Origin of the sequence: Bacillus sp. FSL R5-0443 (assembly GCF_038608285.1) — a bacterium.
Taxonomy (GTDB): Bacteria; Bacillota; Bacilli; order Bacillales; family Bacillaceae; genus Bacillus; species Bacillus velezensis.
This window is the reverse complement of record NZ_CP152013.1, coordinates 3,168,267-3,185,061: the sequence shown is the minus strand read 5'-3', so window position 1 is coordinate 3,185,061 and position 16,795 is coordinate 3,168,267. Positions and strand designations below refer to the sequence as shown.

Annotated in this window: 15 protein-coding genes and 1 riboswitch; of the genes, 9 read left to right on the top strand and 6 right to left on the bottom strand. The window is 43.2% G+C overall.

Annotation, left to right across the window (positions count from 1 at the left end; genetic code table 11):
- Nucleotides 1-32: 32 nt before the first annotated feature.
- Nucleotides 33-275: a DUF2584 domain-containing protein gene (locus NYE28_RS15935; protein ID WP_003152249.1), complete on the top strand. Its 243-nt coding sequence runs from the start codon at nt 33-35 to the stop codon at nt 273-275.
- 42 nt (nt 276-317) lie between these two features.
- Here the strand turns inward: NYE28_RS15935 and pckA are convergent, their stop codons facing one another.
- Nucleotides 318-1,901, bottom strand: coding sequence for a phosphoenolpyruvate carboxykinase (ATP) (pckA, locus tag NYE28_RS15930; protein ID WP_007408828.1), 1,584 nt, complete (start codon nt 1,899-1,901; stop codon nt 318-320).
- A 197-nt stretch (nt 1,902-2,098) separates the two neighbouring features.
- A riboswitch (SAM riboswitch) is annotated at nt 2,099-2,238 on the top strand.
- Between the two features lie 168 nt (nt 2,239-2,406).
- On the opposite strand from pckA, the gene metK reads away from it, so the two are divergent.
- The 3 genes from metK to alaP all read left to right on the top strand — a co-directional run bounded on the left by metK (nt 2,407) and on the right by alaP (nt 7,259).
- A complete protein-coding gene (gene metK, locus NYE28_RS15925; RefSeq protein WP_003152253.1) occupies nt 2,407-3,609 on the top strand; it encodes a methionine adenosyltransferase in 1,203 nt (400 codons plus the stop codon).
- A 143-nt stretch (nt 3,610-3,752) separates the two neighbouring features.
- Nucleotides 3,753-5,651 (top strand): asparagine synthase (glutamine-hydrolyzing), encoded by a 1,899-nt coding sequence (gene asnB / locus NYE28_RS15920; protein WP_342490170.1) that lies wholly within the window; start codon nt 3,753-3,755, stop codon nt 5,649-5,651.
- A gap of 204 nt (nt 5,652-5,855) precedes the next feature.
- Complete coding sequence (alaP, locus tag NYE28_RS15915; RefSeq protein WP_015240428.1) at nt 5,856-7,259, top strand: alanine permease AlaP; 1,404 nt, start codon at nt 5,856-5,858, stop codon at nt 7,257-7,259.
- 176 nt (nt 7,260-7,435) lie between these two features.
- Here the strand turns inward: alaP and NYE28_RS15910 are convergent, their stop codons facing one another.
- Complete coding sequence (locus tag NYE28_RS15910; protein ID WP_025285156.1) at nt 7,436-7,951, bottom strand: gamma carbonic anhydrase family protein; 516 nt, start codon at nt 7,949-7,951, stop codon at nt 7,436-7,438.
- Between the two features lie 46 nt (nt 7,952-7,997).
- Between NYE28_RS15910 and NYE28_RS15905 the strand changes: the two genes are divergently transcribed.
- The 3 genes from NYE28_RS15905 to NYE28_RS15895 all read left to right on the top strand — a co-directional run bounded on the left by NYE28_RS15905 (nt 7,998) and on the right by NYE28_RS15895 (nt 10,795).
- Nucleotides 7,998-8,777: an alpha/beta hydrolase gene (locus NYE28_RS15905; protein ID WP_052827754.1), complete on the top strand. Its 780-nt coding sequence runs from the start codon at nt 7,998-8,000 to the stop codon at nt 8,775-8,777.
- Nucleotides 8,778-8,797: 20 nt separating this feature from the next.
- On the top strand, nt 8,798-9,877 hold the full coding sequence (locus tag NYE28_RS15900; RefSeq protein ID WP_025285155.1) for a tetraprenyl-beta-curcumene synthase family protein: 1,080 nt from the start codon (nt 8,798-8,800) through the stop codon (nt 9,875-9,877).
- 108 nt (nt 9,878-9,985) lie between these two features.
- A complete protein-coding gene (locus NYE28_RS15895) occupies nt 9,986-10,795 on the top strand; it encodes a glycerophosphodiester phosphodiesterase family protein (RefSeq protein ID WP_337681430.1) in 810 nt (269 codons plus the stop codon).
- 17 nt (nt 10,796-10,812) lie between these two features.
- Here the strand turns inward: NYE28_RS15895 and NYE28_RS15890 are convergent, their stop codons facing one another.
- The 4 genes from NYE28_RS15890 to NYE28_RS15875 form a co-directional block, all read right to left on the bottom strand.
- Complete coding sequence (locus NYE28_RS15890; RefSeq protein ID WP_003152265.1) at nt 10,813-11,007, bottom strand: hypothetical protein; 195 nt, start codon at nt 11,005-11,007, stop codon at nt 10,813-10,815.
- A 122-nt stretch (nt 11,008-11,129) separates the two neighbouring features.
- Nucleotides 11,130-11,711: a class I SAM-dependent methyltransferase gene (locus NYE28_RS15885; protein ID WP_003152267.1), complete on the bottom strand. Its 582-nt coding sequence runs from the start codon at nt 11,709-11,711 to the stop codon at nt 11,130-11,132.
- Nucleotides 11,708-12,676: a TIGR01212 family radical SAM protein gene (locus NYE28_RS15880; protein ID WP_007408822.1), complete on the bottom strand. Its 969-nt coding sequence runs from the start codon at nt 12,674-12,676 to the stop codon at nt 11,708-11,710. The genes NYE28_RS15885 and NYE28_RS15880 overlap by 4 nt, the downstream gene beginning before the upstream one ends.
- 86 nt (nt 12,677-12,762) lie before the next feature.
- Nucleotides 12,763-14,430 carry a DHA2 family efflux MFS transporter permease subunit gene (locus NYE28_RS15875; RefSeq protein WP_337681431.1) on the bottom strand — a complete coding sequence of 556 codons (1,668 nt, stop codon included), beginning with the start codon at nt 14,428-14,430 and terminating at the stop codon, nt 12,763-12,765.
- A gap of 440 nt (nt 14,431-14,870) precedes the next feature.
- On the opposite strand from NYE28_RS15875, the gene NYE28_RS15870 reads away from it, so the two are divergent.
- Nucleotides 14,871-15,983 carry a metalloregulator ArsR/SmtB family transcription factor gene (locus NYE28_RS15870; RefSeq protein WP_342490169.1) on the top strand — a complete coding sequence of 371 codons (1,113 nt, stop codon included), beginning with the start codon at nt 14,871-14,873 and terminating at the stop codon, nt 15,981-15,983.
- Nucleotides 15,984-16,377: 394 nt separating this feature from the next.
- A complete protein-coding gene (locus tag NYE28_RS15865) occupies nt 16,378-16,650 on the top strand; it encodes a YtzC family protein (protein WP_003152272.1) in 273 nt (90 codons plus the stop codon).
- The last annotated feature ends 145 nt before the right edge of the window (nt 16,651-16,795 follow it).

Sequence of the window (16,795 nt, the reverse complement as noted above, 5' to 3'; positions counted from 1 at the left end):
AAAGAATAAGAGAATGAAAGGGGATTTTCATTTTGGGAATGCCTGTTGAATTTAATACCATGATTGTGACAAAAGGCAATGAAAAACGGATAGAGGAAAATATCTTTTTATTGGAGAAAGAAGGCTACCGCGTCTATCCTCTTGATATTCCGATGGACGTGCGCAAAACGAAAACCGGCGAGAAATCCGGCACCGGCGAGGTCCAAAAGCTCGAATGGGCGAACGGCCGGACAAGCATTACATACAGACTCACGTCGCTCCATTCGACAAACTGAAAAAACAAAAGCCGAGGGCATAAACGCCCTTGGCTTTTTTGATTACACGAGAGGTCCGCCGGCTTTGGCAATCGAGTCCGCATGGGAAAACTTTTTAAAGTTTTCTTTAAACTCATTGGCTAAAAACAGCGCTTTTTCGTTGTATGCCTGTTTATCGCTCCACGTGTTTTCAGGCTGAAGAACTTCATCCGGCACGCCCGGAACATGAACGGGACTGCGCAGGCCGAAAATGCTGTCTGCCGTCATGTCAGTCTGGTTCAGTCTGCCTTCAATAGCGGCCTTGACCATCGCTCTTGTATACGAAAGTTTCATCCGTTCTCCGACTCCGTACCCTCCGCCGGTCCAGCCTGTGTTGACCAGGAAGACTTGAACGCCGTGTTCGTCGATTTTATGCCCGAGCATTTCGGCATATACATGCGCCGGAAGCGGAAGGAACGGTGAACCGAAGCACGTCGAGAAAGTCGTTTGCGGAGATGTCACGCCGCGCTCGGTTCCCGCGAGTTTACTGGTGTACCCGCTTAAGAAGTGATACATCGCCTGTTCCTTCGTCAGTTTGCTGATCGGAGGAAGCACACCGAATGCGTCCGCCGTTAAAAAGACGATCGCCTGCGGATGGCCGGCAATGCTCGGCTGCACGATATTGCCGATCATCTCAATCGGATATGCGGCTCTTGTGTTTTCCGTGTAGAAGGAATTGTCGTAATCCGCTTCACCCGTTTTTTCATCAAGCACGACATTCTCAAGAACAGACCCGAAGCGGATCGCGCGAAAAATCTGCGGTTCTTTTTCCTCGCTCAGATTGATACATTTAGCGTAACATCCGCCTTCAATGTTGAAAACGCCGGAATCTGACCAGCCGTGCTCGTCATCGCCGATCAGTTTGCGGTCCGCATCGGCTGAAAGCGTCGTTTTCCCTGTGCCGGAAAGGCCGAAAAACAGGGCGACATCGCCTTTTTCACCGACATTGGCTGAGCAGTGCATCGGCAGTATATCCTGCTGCGGAAGCAGGAAGTTCATAATGGAGAATATTGATTTTTTCATTTCTCCGGCGTATTCGGTGCCGCCGATTAAAATGACGCGCTTTTCGAAAGAGACAATGATAAATGTTTCCGAATGCGTGCCGTCCGTCTCCGGATCTGCTTTAAAATGCGGAGCTGAGAGAATGGTGAAAGGCTGCGCTTGCGTGTCTCTTTCATCCGTCTCCGGTCTGATAAACAGCTGGCGCGCGAATAAATTGTGCCACGCAAATTCATTTACGACCGTAATCGGGAGTCTGTATTTTTCATCCGCTCCCGCGAATCCTTCAAACACAAACAGTTCATCCCGCTGTTTTAAGTAGCTGACGACTTTGGCGTACAGCTTTTCAAATGCCTCTTCAGAAATGGGCTGATTCACCGCGCCCCAATCAATTTGATTTTCTGTGCTTTGTTCACGGACGATAAATTTATCTTTAGGTGACCGGCCTGTATATGCGCCGGTGGTGGCGCGTACGGCGCCCGTTGATGTCAGCGTTCCTTCATTTCGGCTGATCACTTTTTCGGTAAGTTTTGGAGCCGATAAATTATGATGCACATTCGGACTTGCAAGTAATGCTTGAAGATCTGCGGTTAAATCAACTAATTTCATAAAAACCTTCCTTTGCCGGTTTATTTGTATTTCGCTGAATGTGGAATTAGTATAACATATATCTGAAAATAGTCTATACTATTTGCGGTTTTTTGTTTGTGTTTTTCCATTGCTTCCCGAAATAAAGGCGCGTAATCGCTTTAATTCATATTGACACTTTCCGCCCTTTTACGATAAGATATTTCATTGAGCGGATACTCTTATCCCGAGCTGGCGGAGGGACAGGCCCGATGAAGCCCAGCAACCGGTTTCTCTGTAAAAAAGCAGGTGAAAACACTGTGGGAAACCAAGGTGCTAACCTGATGCAAGGTTTAATATTTTCCTTGAGCGATAAGAGTGAAAGGCACACAGACCAAACCCTTTCCTCGAGTGGAAAAGGTTTTTTTATTTCATAAAATATGCCAATTAACATTCTCTGATATAGTATGACATTGTATTAAGAGGGAGCGAGTTCCGTATCATATGAAAAGGTCTTGAAAAGATCTTTTTTCAGGAGGAAAAGTGAATGAGTAAAAACCGTCGACTATTTACATCTGAATCTGTTACTGAGGGTCATCCGGACAAAATCTGTGACCAAATTTCTGACAGTATCTTAGATGAGATTTTAAAAAATGACCCGAACGCGCGCGTGGCCTGCGAAACATCTGTAACGACAGGACTTGTGCTGGTAAGCGGAGAGATTACTACATCAACATACGTTGACATTCCGAAAACAGTCCGTGAAACGATTAAAGAAATCGGCTACACACGCGCCAAATATGGATTTGATGCGGAGACTTGCGCTGTTTTAACATCAATTGATGAACAGTCTGCGGATATCGCCATGGGTGTCGATCAGGCTCTTGAAGCGCGTGAAGGCACAATGAGCGATGCTGAAATCGAAGCAATCGGAGCGGGAGACCAAGGCCTGATGTTCGGTTATGCGTGTAACGAAACGAAAGAGCTTATGCCGCTTCCGATCTCTTTAGCGCATAAATTAGCCCGCCGTTTGAGCGAAGTCCGCAAAGAAGACATTCTTCCGTACCTTCGCCCTGACGGCAAAACGCAAGTTACCGTTGAATATGATGAAAACAACAAGCCGGTCCGCATCGACGCGATCGTCATTTCAACTCAGCACCACCCGGAAATTACGCTTGAGCAGATTCAGCGCAATCTGAAAGAGCATGTCATTAACCCTGTCGTGCCTGAGGAACTGATCGATGAAGAGACAAAATACTTCATCAATCCTACGGGACGTTTCGTAATCGGCGGACCTCAAGGTGATGCGGGTCTGACCGGCCGTAAAATCATCGTTGACACATACGGCGGATATGCACGCCACGGCGGCGGCGCATTCTCCGGTAAGGATGCGACGAAGGTAGACCGTTCTGCGGCATACGCTGCGAGATACGTAGCGAAAAACATCGTGGCAGCAGGTCTTGCTGATTCTTGTGAAGTGCAGCTTGCATACGCAATCGGCGTGGCACAGCCTGTTTCTATTTCCATCAATACATTTGATACAGGAAAAGCTTCTGAAGAAAAACTGATCGAAGTCGTACGGAATAACTTCGACCTGAGACCTGCCGGCATTATTAAAATGCTTGATCTGCGCCGCCCGATCTATAAGCAGACAGCTGCTTACGGCCACTTCGGACGTCATGATGTGGATCTTCCTTGGGAGCGTACTGACAAGGCGGATGCGCTTCGCAAAGAAGCACTAGGAGAATAATTTTATAGCCGCTTACTTAAGCGGCTTTCCCTTTTTGTAGATGCTGCCATGCTTATTTTTTACATAGCGTGAAACCAATGGCGTAACAAAGCGTCTATAAAAAGGGGGTCCAATTAGAAAATTACACTTATGGAGGCTATACTATGTGTGGATTTGTCGGTGTTTTTAATAAGCATCCATTAACTCAAACCGCAGATCAAGAAGAGCTAATCAAACAAATGAACCAAATGATCGTTCACCGCGGTCCTGACAGCGATGGGTATTATCATGACGAGCACGTCGGATTCGGCTTCAGACGGCTCAGTATTATTGACGTAGAAAACGGCGGACAGCCTTTATCATATGAAGACGAAAAATATTGGATCATTTTTAACGGCGAAATCTATAACTACATTGAATTGAGAGAAGAGCTTGAAGCGAAAGGCTACACTTTCAATACAGATTCCGATACCGAAGTGCTCCTTGCGACATACCGTCATTATAAAGAAGAAGCTGCTTCAAAGCTTCGCGGAATGTTTGCGTTTTTAATCTGGAACAAAGCTGACCGCGTCATGTACGGCGCGAGAGACCCGTTCGGAATTAAACCGCTGTATTACACAACCATCGGGGACAAAGTATATTTTGCATCTGAAAGAAAAAGTTTAATGGCCGCTCAAAACGGCATTGATCTTGATACAGCTTCTTTACAGCAATATATGTCTTTCCAATTCGTTCCTGAACCGAGCACGCTTGACGCTGAAGTGAAAAAAGTTGAGCCGGGCAGCCAGTTTACGATCCGCCCGGAAGGCGACATCGCGTTTAAAACATATTTCAAAGCGAACTTTAAGCCTGTTCAGTCTGATGAAGATAAATTGGTGAAAGAAGTCAGAGACGCAATCTTTGACTCTGTCAAAGTTCACATGAGAAGTGACGTTCCTGTCGGTTCGTTTCTATCCGGCGGTATCGACTCTTCTTTTATCGTCTCAGTTGCGAAAGAATTTCACCCGAGCCTCAAAACATTTTCCGTCGGTTTTGAGCAGCAGGGCTTCAGTGAGGTTGACGTAGCGAAGGAAACGGCTGCCGCGCTCGGGATTGAAAACATCAGCAAAGTCATTTCTCCTGAGGAGTATATGAACGAGCTTCCGAAAATCGTCTGGCACTTTGATGACCCGCTTGCAGATCCGGCGGCGATTCCTTTGTACTTTGTCGCGAAAGAAGCGAAAAAACATGTAACGGTCGCGTTATCCGGGGAAGGCGCGGACGAGCTGTTCGGCGGGTACAATATTTACCGCGAACCGCTTTCGCTTAAACCGTTTGAACGCATTCCGTCCGGTCTGAAAAAAATGCTTCTTCATGTGGCGTCCGTCATGCCTGAAGGAATGAGAGGGAAAAGCCTCTTAGTCCGCGGCTGCACACCGCTTGAGGAGCGCTATATCGGTAATGCGAAGATTTTTGAAGAGCCCGTGAAAAAACAGCTGCTCAAACATTACAATCCAGAGCTTTCATACCGTGATGTCACGAGGCCGTACTTTACGGAAAGCCGTTCATACAGCGACATTAATAAAATGCAGTATGTTGACATCCATACGTGGATGCGCGGCGACATCCTGTTAAAGGCTGACAAAATGACGATGGCCAACTCATTGGAACTGCGCGTGCCGTTCCTTGATAAAGTCGTGTTTGACGTGGCTTCTAAAATTCCGGATGAACTGAAAACGAAAAACGGCACGACGAAATACCTTCTGCGCAAAGCTGCTGAAGGGGTAGTGCCTGATCATGTGCTTAACCGCAAAAAACTCGGCTTCCCTGTGCCGATCCGCCACTGGCTGAAAAATGAGATGAACGAATGGGTTCGCAACATCATTCGTGAAAGTGAAACAGATGCTTATATTGAAAAGGATTATGTCCTTCAGCTTCTGGAAGATCATTGTGCCGACAGAGCGGACAACAGCCGCAAAATCTGGACCGTGCTGATCTTCATGATCTGGCACAGCATCAATGTTGAAAAAAGACTGGTGCCGGAAGAGCTGAATCATCAGCCGAAAGAAGTCATTTTCGTTTAATCCAAAAGGCTTTCGATGTTATCGAAAGCCTTTTTTCTATTGTTTTTTTTGTAAACCGTCTATTCCGCTCTGTTTTCGACAAAGTATTACGCAATATTCAGAAAAAGGTTATAATAGGACTAATCGGGTAGATTCCGGAAAGTGTTTTCTGGCTATTTCGTCTCGGTTTGTGTTTCTTTGTCAAAATCAGGGGGAGGGAGAGTTATGCAAAACAAAGAAAAAACGCTTCACCGCGGCTTGGAAGAGCGGCATATCTCGCTTATGTCGTTGGGCGCCGCGATAGGAGTCGGGCTGTTTCTCGGGTCGGCTTCTGCCATAAAGCTTGCCGGGCCGGGGATTTTAGCCGCTTACGCCTGCAGCGGGCTGATTATGTTTTTTATTATGCGGGCATTAGGGGAAATGGCGATTCAAAAGCCTGTAGCCGGCTCATTCAGCCGGTATGCCAGAGATTATCTCGGTCCGCTTGCAGGGTTTTTAACAGGCTGGAATTATTGGTTTTTATGGGTTGTTACCTGCATGGCGGAAATCACCGCGGTCGGCATTTATATGGGCTACTGGTTCCCTGACGTGCCGTCATGGATATGGGCGCTTTGTGCACTCATCATTATGACGGCTGTCAACTTTCTGGCGGTCAAAGCGTACGGTGAGCTTGAATTCTGGTTTGCGCTCATTAAAGTCTTGGCGATTCTGTCAATGATCGCGATCGGTCTGGTGATGATCGTATTCGGTCTCGGAAACGGAGGCGTTGCGCTCGGAATCAGCAATTTATGGAGCCACGGCGGCTTTTTCCCGAATGGGATTAAAGGGGTGCTGCTGTCGCTTCAAATGGTCATGTTTGCCTATCTCGGGATTGAGCTGATCGGTGTCACAGCCGGTGAGGTCAAAAATCCGGAAAAATCACTGGCGCGGGCCATAGATACTGTTTTTTGGCGCATTCTCATTTTTTACGTCGGAGCTTTGTTTGTCATTATGTCAATTTATCCGTGGCAGGAAATCGGTTCAGGCGGAAGCCCGTTTGTTTTGACATTTGAAAAAATCGGAATACCGGCTGCAGCCGGAATCATTAATTTTGTCGTATTGACGGCGGCCCTTTCTTCCTGCAACAGCGGGATCTTCAGCACGGGGCGCATGCTGTTCAATCTGGCGGAACAAAATGAAGCGCCTAAAGCATACGGTACGGTCACAAAAGGCGGTGTGCCGGGAAAAGCGGTATTGGTTTCAGCGGGCGCGTTATGCATCGGCGTTTTGCTGAACTACGTGGTGCCGGCAAAAGTGTTTACGTGGGTGACGAGCATTGCGACGTTCGGGGCGATTTGGACATGGTCGATTATTTTGCTTTCCCAAATGAAATACCGTAAAAGCTTACAGCCGGAACAACGGAAAAAACTCAAATATAAAATGCCTTTATACCCCTTTTCCTCATATATCTCGCTGGCATTTCTCGCTTTTGTCGTTGTGCTGATGGCTTTTAATGCAGAGACCCGGGTGGCCGTCATCATCGGGCCTGTCTGGTTCGGCATATTATTAGCCGCCTATTACGGGAAAGGTTTCCATAAAAGAAAAGACATAGGTCTGGAAAACGGACAGACATTCGCCGAAAAAGCGTAAAAAAAGAGCCCGGGACATGGGCTCTTTTTTTCATAGGATCGGGCCGGCGGGGGAAGAATAAAACAAATTCCTGAACATTTTGCTTCTGTTTCCTGACAATCGGGAGAATGCAAATGGTTTTTACTTAAATAATATTTTGAAAAATGGTACAGTAGTAAAACAAAGCTGATCTATTTTTATTTCTCTTGCAGTGTTTTATAGTATCGGCCTTTTTCAACATATTCCGTTCTGATTCTTTCCATGTCCCGTATGTCTTCTTCTGTCAGCCGGCGGATAACCTTTGCGGGCCGGCCGAACGCAAGACAGCCGGGAGGAATGGTTTTGCCCGGAGGAACGAGACTTCCGGCGCCGATAAACGCGCCTTCTCCGATTTCCGCCCCGTCAAGAATGACGGAGCCCATACCGATTAAAGCATTCTTTTTGATGATTGCGCTGTGCAGTGTAACCTGATGGCCGATCGTGACGTCATCTTCAATAAGAAGCGGGCGGTTCGGACTTTGATGCAGACAGCTCAAGTCTTGTATGCTGACTCTTTTTCCGATCCTTGTCGGCGCAACATCCCCCCGGATGACGGCTGAGAACCAAATGCTTGATTGTTCTCCGATCACGACGTCGCCCGTAATGACGGCGTTATCCGCAATGAACGCTTCAGGATGTATGTCAGGCGTAAATTGTTTATAAGGGTAGATTATCATGTCTCATCCTTCTTTCTCTAAATTTATGTAAGAGGTGAACTGCATGTGGACTTGGAAAGCAGACAGGCCCGTCGGTACCATTGTCATTATCCACGGGGCAAGCGAATACCACGGACGTTATAAATGGCTCGTTGAAATGTGGAGATCTTCCGGATATAACGTGGTGATGGGCGATTTGCCCGGTCAGGGAACGTCGACCCGCGCCAGAGGGCATATTCGCTCTTTCCAAGAATACATTGATGAAGTAGATATATGGATTGATAAAGCGAGAACGCTTGAAGCGCCCGTTTTCCTTTTGGGCCACAGCATGGGCGGACTGATTTCGATAGAATGGTTTAAGCAGCAGAGAAATCCCCGCATTACGGCACTCATTTTATCATCACCTTGTCTGGGTCTGCAAATAAAAGTCAATAAAGTCCTTGATTTTGCGTCTAAAGGACTGAACGTCCTCGCTCCGTCCCTCAGAGTGGATTCCGGCTTATCACCTGATATGGCAACGAGGAATGCGGATATGATTGAAGCGGATCAAAACGATTCTTTATATGTCACGAAGGTATCCGTAAGATGGTACAGAGAGCTTTTAAAAACCATTGATGCCGCTATGGTGCCGACTGATGCGTTTTTAAAGGTGCCGCTTTTGCTTATGCAGGGCGGAGATGACAAAATCGTCGATAAAATGAAGGTCCGCAAATGGTTTTCCGGTGTGGCTTCCCATAATAAATCGTACCGGGAATGGGAAGGGCTTTATCATGAAATTTTTAATGAACCGGAAAGAGAAACTGTGTTTAAGGCGGCAAAAGCCTTTACAGATCAGTATATTTGAATTCGCTGGGGGTGCATATGTTGACAGTACCGGAACATCCTTTTAACCTTATGGCAAAAGTGTATCGGGAAATTTTTCCGCTCGTTCATCAGGAATTGAACATGTGGCGGGAAAAATCAGATTCCATTAAAAATACCGAACTGCGGCAGCAGGCGGCCGCAAGTATCCGCGATAAGTCGTTTCATTGTGAAGGCGGCGGCATTTTAGCCCTGCTTTCGGGAGAGCAGAAACAGAAATGCGTGCAATTTATCATCGCGTATCAGACAATCAGTGATTATCTGGACAATCTGTGCGACCGCAGCACCTCGCTTGATCCCGAGGACTTCCGCATGCTTCATCTCTCCATGCGTGACGCGCTGACGGTCGGTGCCGAGGTGCGGCCGTACTATCAGTACAGAGACGAGCGGGATGACGGCGGTTATCTTCATGAGCTGGTCAGAACATGCCAGCGGGTGCTCGGCTCAATAGAACATTACGGTATCATTAAACCTTATTTGCTTGAGCTGTGTGATTATTATTGCGATCTTCAGGTTCATAAGCATGTCGTTGAGCATGAACGCGTTCCGAGGCTTAAAGGCTGGTTTGAGCAGTACCGGTCACAGCTTCCGGAAATGGAGTGGTTTGAGTTCTCGGCCTGCGCCGGATCGACGTTAGGTATTTTCTGTCTCGTTGCTTACTCATTCCAGCCTGATTTTAACGAACATACCGCTGAGAAAATCCGCAGCAGTTATTTTCCGTACATACAAGGGCTGCACATACTGCTCGATTATTTAATTGACCAGGAAGAGGATCTGCTTGAAGGCGATCTGAATTTCTGTACGTATTATCAGTCTCATGAAGAAATGATGCAGAGACTGCAGCATTTTATTGAAAAAGCGGATGAACATTTGCAAGGCATTCCGCATGAAAATTTTCACCGGCTGATCAACAGGGGGCTGCTCGGCGTCTATTTATCCGATGACAAAGTCGCCGGCCAAAAAGAAATGGGCCGCCTCGCGCGAAAGCTGATCAGGGCAAGCGGGAAAACGTCATTTTTCTTTTATATCAACGGAAGAGCCTACCGCAAATTTCAGAAGATGGCTTGGACGAAAAGTTCGTAATGGGTGAACTGCGCCTCTCGTGTAAATCATGACGGCGCAGTTTTATTTATGACGTGAAGTATGAAATGAAACATTGTTTGCGCCTGCAGAATATGATACTTTAATTTTATGAAAAAATTAAAGTATTTAGCGGCCATAGCATTACTTTCCATTTCCGGAGGCTGCTCCGTCATCCACGCTTCCGCCGGCTATCATCCTGTCTTGATAGCGCACAGGGGCTCTTCTGCGATTGAGCCGGAACATACAGCTTTGTCTTATGCGCGTGCCATTAAAGACAAAGCAGATTATATTGAGATAGACTTACGGGAGACAAAGGACGGCCATCTGATTACAATTCACGATAAAACGGTAGATCGGACAACAGATGGTAAAGGGATGACAGATGATCTGTCTTTGGCTCAGATTAAGAAACTGAATGCGGGAAAAGGAGAAAAGATTTTAACATTAGAAGAAATCATACAGAAATTCGGACAAACTGCCAATTACTATATTGAGACAAGAGAAAGCAACGGCAGCCTGGTGATGGAAAAGAAACTGATTGACATATTACAAAAACATAAGCTGATTTCCAGCCATAAAGCAGTCATTGAGTCTTTTAGCGGGAAGAGCTTAAAGAAAGTTCGATCTATGGATAAAAAAGTTCCTCTTGTTCGATTATTAAAAGATAACGAGGCTGAGGAGATAAATGATAAGCAGCTGCAAACCATCAGAACGTATGCTGATACAGTCGGGCTCAACGCCAAATTGGCAAATGAAGCAGTCGTGAAGCGTATTCATCACAATAAGATGAAAGTGCACGTGTTTTTTGATAAGGAAGACGAGCATACGCTGACGCCTATTATGCTGAAACAAAAAGCAGATGGTGTCTTTACGAACAATCCCGCTTATACACGCAGCGTGCTGCAAAACAGTAAATAAAAAGAGACATGCGCATTTTACGCTGTCTCTTTTTTTAACGGTTTCTTTTTTGCCGCAAGGTGCATTGCGAATTTGCCGATCAGCCCGATGACAAAAAATGCAGCAAACCACCAGTAATAGGTTTTTGCGAACTCAAATCCTAAATGTCTTGATAAAATGATGACGAACATCACATAGGGAACACTTGAAAATATGATGCGAAGAATATTCAAACTGCCGCTCCTCCCAGATGTTACACTTAAAAGATGTGCTTTTTTCCATTATTTCATAGTAATTGATTTTTCTTGAAAAGTAAACACAAAAAGAATCGGCCCGCTTATGACAGGCCGATTCTTTATTTGCCGGCAGATTTCTTTTCAATCGCTATAATAAACGGAGGGTCGTTTCGCTGGTTGAGAAAGCCGTAGCTCAGCACGCGCGCTTTTTCCTGATCAAGATTGCTGCAGTACTCCAGTAATGCACTTTTTTCCGTCTTGCCTTCAGGATGCCCGTGGTACACAACGAGAACGATCAGCCCGTTCTCCTTCAGCAGTTCAAGGAGCTGTTCGATCGCGGAAATGGTTGAGTGGCCGTTTGTCGTAATGCTTTTATCGCCGCCGGGCAGATAGCCGAGATTAAACACGGCGCAAGCCACACGACCGTGCGCATCCTCAGGCAGCGATGCCTTTATTTGATCATGGCTCTTATGGTGAAGCGTGACGCGCGGACTGAAGTCGGCACCGAGCCGCTCCTTCGTTTTAGCGAGTGCGTCCGCTTGAATATCAAAGGCATGGACATGTCCTGTCTCACCGACAAGGCCGGCCAGGAAATATGTATCATGTCCGTTGCCCATCGTCGCGTCAACCGTGATATCACCTTCCTGTGCGGCGGACTTCAGCAATTCTTTACTGAAAGGGAGGATGTGCATCAAGGTCATAGGGCGGTCTCCTCCCCGATCTTTCTGAAGAGCTTTCCTTGATAGCTTCCCCGTGTTTCCAGCTCTTTTTGAATGGCGCCCAGTACTTCCCACTTATTGACGCTCCACATCGGTCCGACCATTAATTCGATCGGCCCGTCTCCCGTAATGCGGTGAACGATCATTTCCGGGGGAATGATTTCGAGCTGATCACATACAAGACTTACATATTCTTCTTGAGAAAGGAACTCCAGCTTTCCTTTTTCATATTGCTTCACCATCGGTGTGCCTTTTAATAAGTGAAGCAGGTGAATTTTAATGCCTTGCACATCCAAATCAGCGACGGCTTTGGCCGTCTCCATCATCATGTCCCTGTTTTCAAGCGGAAGCCCGTTAATGATATGGGAACAAACGCGGATGCCGTGTTTTCTCAGTTTATTGACGCCCTCAACATAGCAGTCAAAATCATGGGCGCGGTTGATCAGAAGGGCGGTCCGCTCATGCACGGTCTGCAGCCCGAGTTCAACCCACAAATACGTCCGCTCATTCAGTTCGGCCAAATATTCCACGACATCGTCCGGAAGGCAGTCCGGACGGGTCGCGATCGACATGCCGACAACGCCGTCAAGCTTGAGGACGGATTCGAATTTTTCACGCAGCTCCTCTACCGGGGCATGCGTATTCGTGAACGCTTGGAAATATGCGATATATTTGCCGTCTTTCCACTTTTCGTGCATGCGGTTTTTGATATCGTGAAATTGCGTGAGTAAGTCATCAGCCCGATTGCCGGCAAAATCGCCGGAGCCCGCCGCGCTGCAGAATGTGCAGCCTCCGTGTGCAACCGTGCCGTCCCGATTCGGGCAGTCAAAACCGCCGTCAAGCGCGACTTTAAACACTTTATGCCCGAAATGCTCCCGCAGATGATAATTTAATGTATGGTACCGTTTTTCCGTATTTGAATAAGGAAAAGGGTTATTCTCGTTCAATGTTCAAAAAGCCTCCCTCACATCAGATGCATCCTAAAATTGTAGCATGAATGATGGGGCGGAACAATGAAACAATTATGGAACGGTCAAGACGTAATATCTACCTGGTTTTTCTGTTGTTGTTTTAAACGTTTTGGAGAAATATCACTGAACAATGCAAAAATAATTCCTAAAATAAGAATTACACTGCCTACTTTGAATGTATTATTAAAACTGTCACTTATTTTTTCATTATATAAATTTGAAATTTTTTTCTGGATAGCCATAACTTCCTTCTTTTGAATATTGAAGCTTTTTTGTACTTTTTCTTTATACGGATCCGGGGTTATAGAGAGAATTTCTTCCTCTTTTTTGTTTAATTCAGCAATACTTTTGCTTCGATCGAAACCTTTACTGTCTGAATGCTTTAAGTGAGTTATTATCTCGTTCTTTGCATTTTTATCAAAAACCTGATTGCTTTCCACAATTTTAATGGCTTCTTTTTTCGCAGTAGCTGTGTGATCATTTATATTCATTGTAAGCACAGATGTAAGTATGGCAATGCCTAGCGCTTGTCCAACTGTCCGCATCATATTAAGAATACCTGAGGCAATTCCTACTTTCTCAGGAGGAATAAGCCGTATCCCTGAACTCATTGCTGGTCCTATTACAAGCCCTAAAGCTAAGCCGGTCAAACATAACAGAATAATTACTGACGTTATAGAACTGTCGTATCGTATGTATCCATATAAATATGTTGTGATTGTTAAACCGAGCATACCTAGACCCGAAAGCCAAATGCCCCCGAGTTTATCAGATAGCTTTCCAGAAAGTACAGAGGTAAACATAGATGATAGAGCTAATGTAGAAACAATTAACCCCGCTTCTAATTCAGTTTTTCCCATTAAATTCGTGAGGAGTAAAGTAATAATAAGGGTACCGCTTGTTAATCCAAGGCCCTGCATAAAGAGGGTGAAAGAACTGAAACTAAACGTACGTATCTGCAGCATGGATAAGGGAATCATCGGGTTTTTAATTTTAGATTCAATAAAGAAAAACAAACAGAATAATAATACAGAGATTACAAAAAGAGAGATAATTAATGGTGATGACCAGCCTAAGTCAGATACTTTTGCAAAACCAAAGGTTAAACAGAAGAGAGCTCCGGATAAAATAAGAATCCCCATGTAATCAATTTTTTTACTCACTGTTTCATCATAACTCTCAGTAATAAAAAATGCTGCTAAAAAAAGAGAAATCAGACCTAAAGGAATATTTATGAAGAAGATAGCTTGCCAATTAAAATTTTCAGTTAATAATCCTCCAAGTACAGGTCCTAATGTAGCTGCTAATCCTGAGAAAGCACCCCAGATTCCAATGATCATTCCTTTTTTATTTTGAGGTACGATAGCTAAAGCTATAGGCATTGTAACAGGTACAATGAAAGCAGCAGATAATCCCTGAATCACTCTAATTGTGACAAGCATTTCAATTGAAGTGCTCAAACATGCAATAACTGATGTCAAAATAAAAAGTGCTAATCCAAACATAAAAGCTTTTTTTCTTCCAAAATGGTCTGCCAGCTTTGATGCACCTACTAATAAAACCGCAAAAGCTAAAGTATAACCTGTAGCCACCCATGCTACTAGAGAAAGGTTACTCGAAAAATAATCCAGCATCTTAGGTAAGGCGATATTTACTATAGTGGTGTCCATTACTGAAATGAATGTACCTAATAATAATGCAGATAGCATAATTAATTTTTGAAAATTCAAACCTACAACCTCCATTAGATATTAATCTAAATTTAAATTCGATATATATCTAAAAACATGATAAATGTAATCTTAAGAGGCGTCAATATTATTCATAAATTGTTTTTTCATCCACTTTTCTCGAAATCATATTTTTATAATTCAACAATTTTGTAACTTGAAATAACTCAATAAGAGCTAAAATTGACCTGTAAACTAGCTGAGATGATTAAGGATTTCTGAAGAGTGTGACATGAGGAGAACACTCAGCAAGAGGTGAGGCAAGTCTAGTAAATCTAGGACTGCTCTTGATAATGCTCAGTCAGGTATGTGCTTAAAGGAAAATTCTTTAAAATTAGAAATGAATATTCTTTGAAAGTTCCCTTTTGATTGATAATATTAAAAATGTAAAATGTCTGGCATGAAGATAGTACAACGTTTTCCTTGTGGAAAAAGACTTTATGGGGTGTGAAAAAGTGCGGTTAATAATTAATGACATTGTTTCAGAATTCTTTGACAAGATATCCTCTATTCTATTCTTGAAACACGAGGAATTCTTCAAAGATTATACAACCAAATTGGGGTTAAATTTAGATAATGAATATTTTGTATTACTAGATGACCTTAAAAGAATAAAAGAGTTAGATAGTGAGTTTTTAAATTTTTATTTTGGCAGCTTTTGCGACTACAAAGATGTTAGGAATGCAAATATTTTTTGTTTAGCCACAACCTTTTTTAAAATCCCACAAATTTATACGAAAGATTTTTTTGAAATTATTGATTATTTGTCTGTAGTTACAGAAAAAGAGATAAGAAAAAATATTTTAGAGTCTCTAATTTATTTACAAGGAGATCTTAAAACTGAAACATCTACCCAACAGTATTTAAATGATAGGGAAAGTTTATTTGAGCTACTTAATAATTTAAATATAAAGCCCGAATACAAGTGGATCATATTTAAGGTAATGAAATCTCCTAAAACTTATGTAGATCAATTTTGCAGCAAATTAATGTCGGTGAATGGTTATCTTAACGAGGCGATGTATAATTTAATTAAATTTAGAGATGAGTGGATGAATCAAGTAAAAAACATAAATATGGATTTTCCAAAAAAGATAATCAGTACGTTAAAAGGTAAGGAATACTTATCTTGTGATTATATTAATATATATCCAACGCTTTTACCTTACACTGCAACTATTACGAAAAGTGAAGATAACATTTATGTTGGACTTGGTTATAAAGTTGATAAAATTTTCGAAAATACATTAGGGAAAGCTGAGATTAATCATATCATTGATTTTTTGAAGCTTTTATCGGATAAAAGTAAGTTCAAGATATTAATCTTACTTAGTCATAAAAAAATGTATGCTAATGAGATTGCTGAACAGCTAAATTTAACCAACGCAACGATTTCACACCATATGAGAATTTTGACATTGCAAGGTTTAGTTGAGAGTACGAGAAATCAAAATAAAACATACTATTATCTTAATTCTTCAAAATTCGATTCTCTTTTGAACGGTTTGTTGAAAAAATTTAAAGCTGTTCCAGGCTTAGATGGGGATGAGTAAAAAAGGTTTTGGTCTTATAGTTGGTGTTAGTTTCGGGATGATAATTAAAGCTAATAAAAACAGATCGTCTAATGAATTGGATACCCAAAAAATATGATGAATCCTGGGTGTTTTACACAAAAAAGATAATTTGATGGTGAACAATTTAAAGCGAACCGAAGATCTTGTGAGTGATGTGGGAAAATTTTAATGTTTTTAATAAAAGAAGAATTAAGTTATCGTTCTAAAATGAAGGATTTTTATAAAGAGTTAATTCTGTCTTGATTAAGTTTTACATTTAATCGTATTTTATACCATCTCTGTCTTGTGTATGAATTACCTGATATTTCTTGTGAGAATTTATTTGGAATAAGAAATACTATTGATATGACATTATCAATAGGAGGACTGTTTAATGGCAACAAGACAATCAGTAGATGAACATCTCCAAAGAAGCGAACAGGCGTATGAATTTGCGAATGAGCAATTTATGACCGCTTCGAAACAAGAGCATTATAATGATAATGAGTACAGTGAAGCGCAAATGATGCTTGAAAACGCGGTGAATGAATTAAACAAGCTGTCATTATCTGCGAATGATCAGCAAAGAGAGCAGCTTTATCGAATGAGATTGCAGCTGCAGACCTTGCAAAACAATATGATTTTGCAGCGTAATTTTGATTACTGACCGCGCCGTTTCAAATGGTTCAGCAAACCTGCCGGAATCCCGGCGGGTTTTTTTGTATTTTTTTTAAAAAAGAATTGACAATAGGGCGGAGTGTGTTTATTGTATTACGTGTACTACTTGATGTAATACACATAAAACACTCAAA

Excerpts from the sequence above, each read along its gene's own strand:
- pckA (WP_007408828.1), bottom strand. The coding sequence starts at position 1,901 with ATGAAATTAGTTGATTTAACCGCAGATCTTCAAGCATTACTTGCAAGT.
- alaP (WP_015240428.1), top strand. The coding sequence starts at position 5,856 with ATGCAAAACAAAGAAAAAACGCTTCACCGCGGCTTGGAAGAGCGGCAT.
- metK (WP_003152253.1), top strand. The coding sequence starts at position 2,407 with ATGAGTAAAAACCGTCGACTATTTACATCTGAATCTGTTACTGAGGGT.
- NYE28_RS15865 (WP_003152272.1), top strand. The coding sequence starts at position 16,378 with ATGGCAACAAGACAATCAGTAGATGAACATCTCCAAAGAAGCGAACAG.
- NYE28_RS15905 (WP_052827754.1), top strand. The coding sequence starts at position 7,998 with ATGTGGACTTGGAAAGCAGACAGGCCCGTCGGTACCATTGTCATTATC.
- asnB (WP_342490170.1), top strand. The coding sequence starts at position 3,753 with ATGTGTGGATTTGTCGGTGTTTTTAATAAGCATCCATTAACTCAAACC.
- NYE28_RS15895 (WP_337681430.1), top strand. The coding sequence starts at position 9,986 with ATGAAAAAATTAAAGTATTTAGCGGCCATAGCATTACTTTCCATTTCC.
- NYE28_RS15870 (WP_342490169.1), top strand. The coding sequence starts at position 14,871 with ATGGGGTGTGAAAAAGTGCGGTTAATAATTAATGACATTGTTTCAGAA.
- NYE28_RS15885 (WP_003152267.1), bottom strand. The coding sequence starts at position 11,711 with ATGACCTTGATGCACATCCTCCCTTTCAGTAAAGAATTGCTGAAGTCC.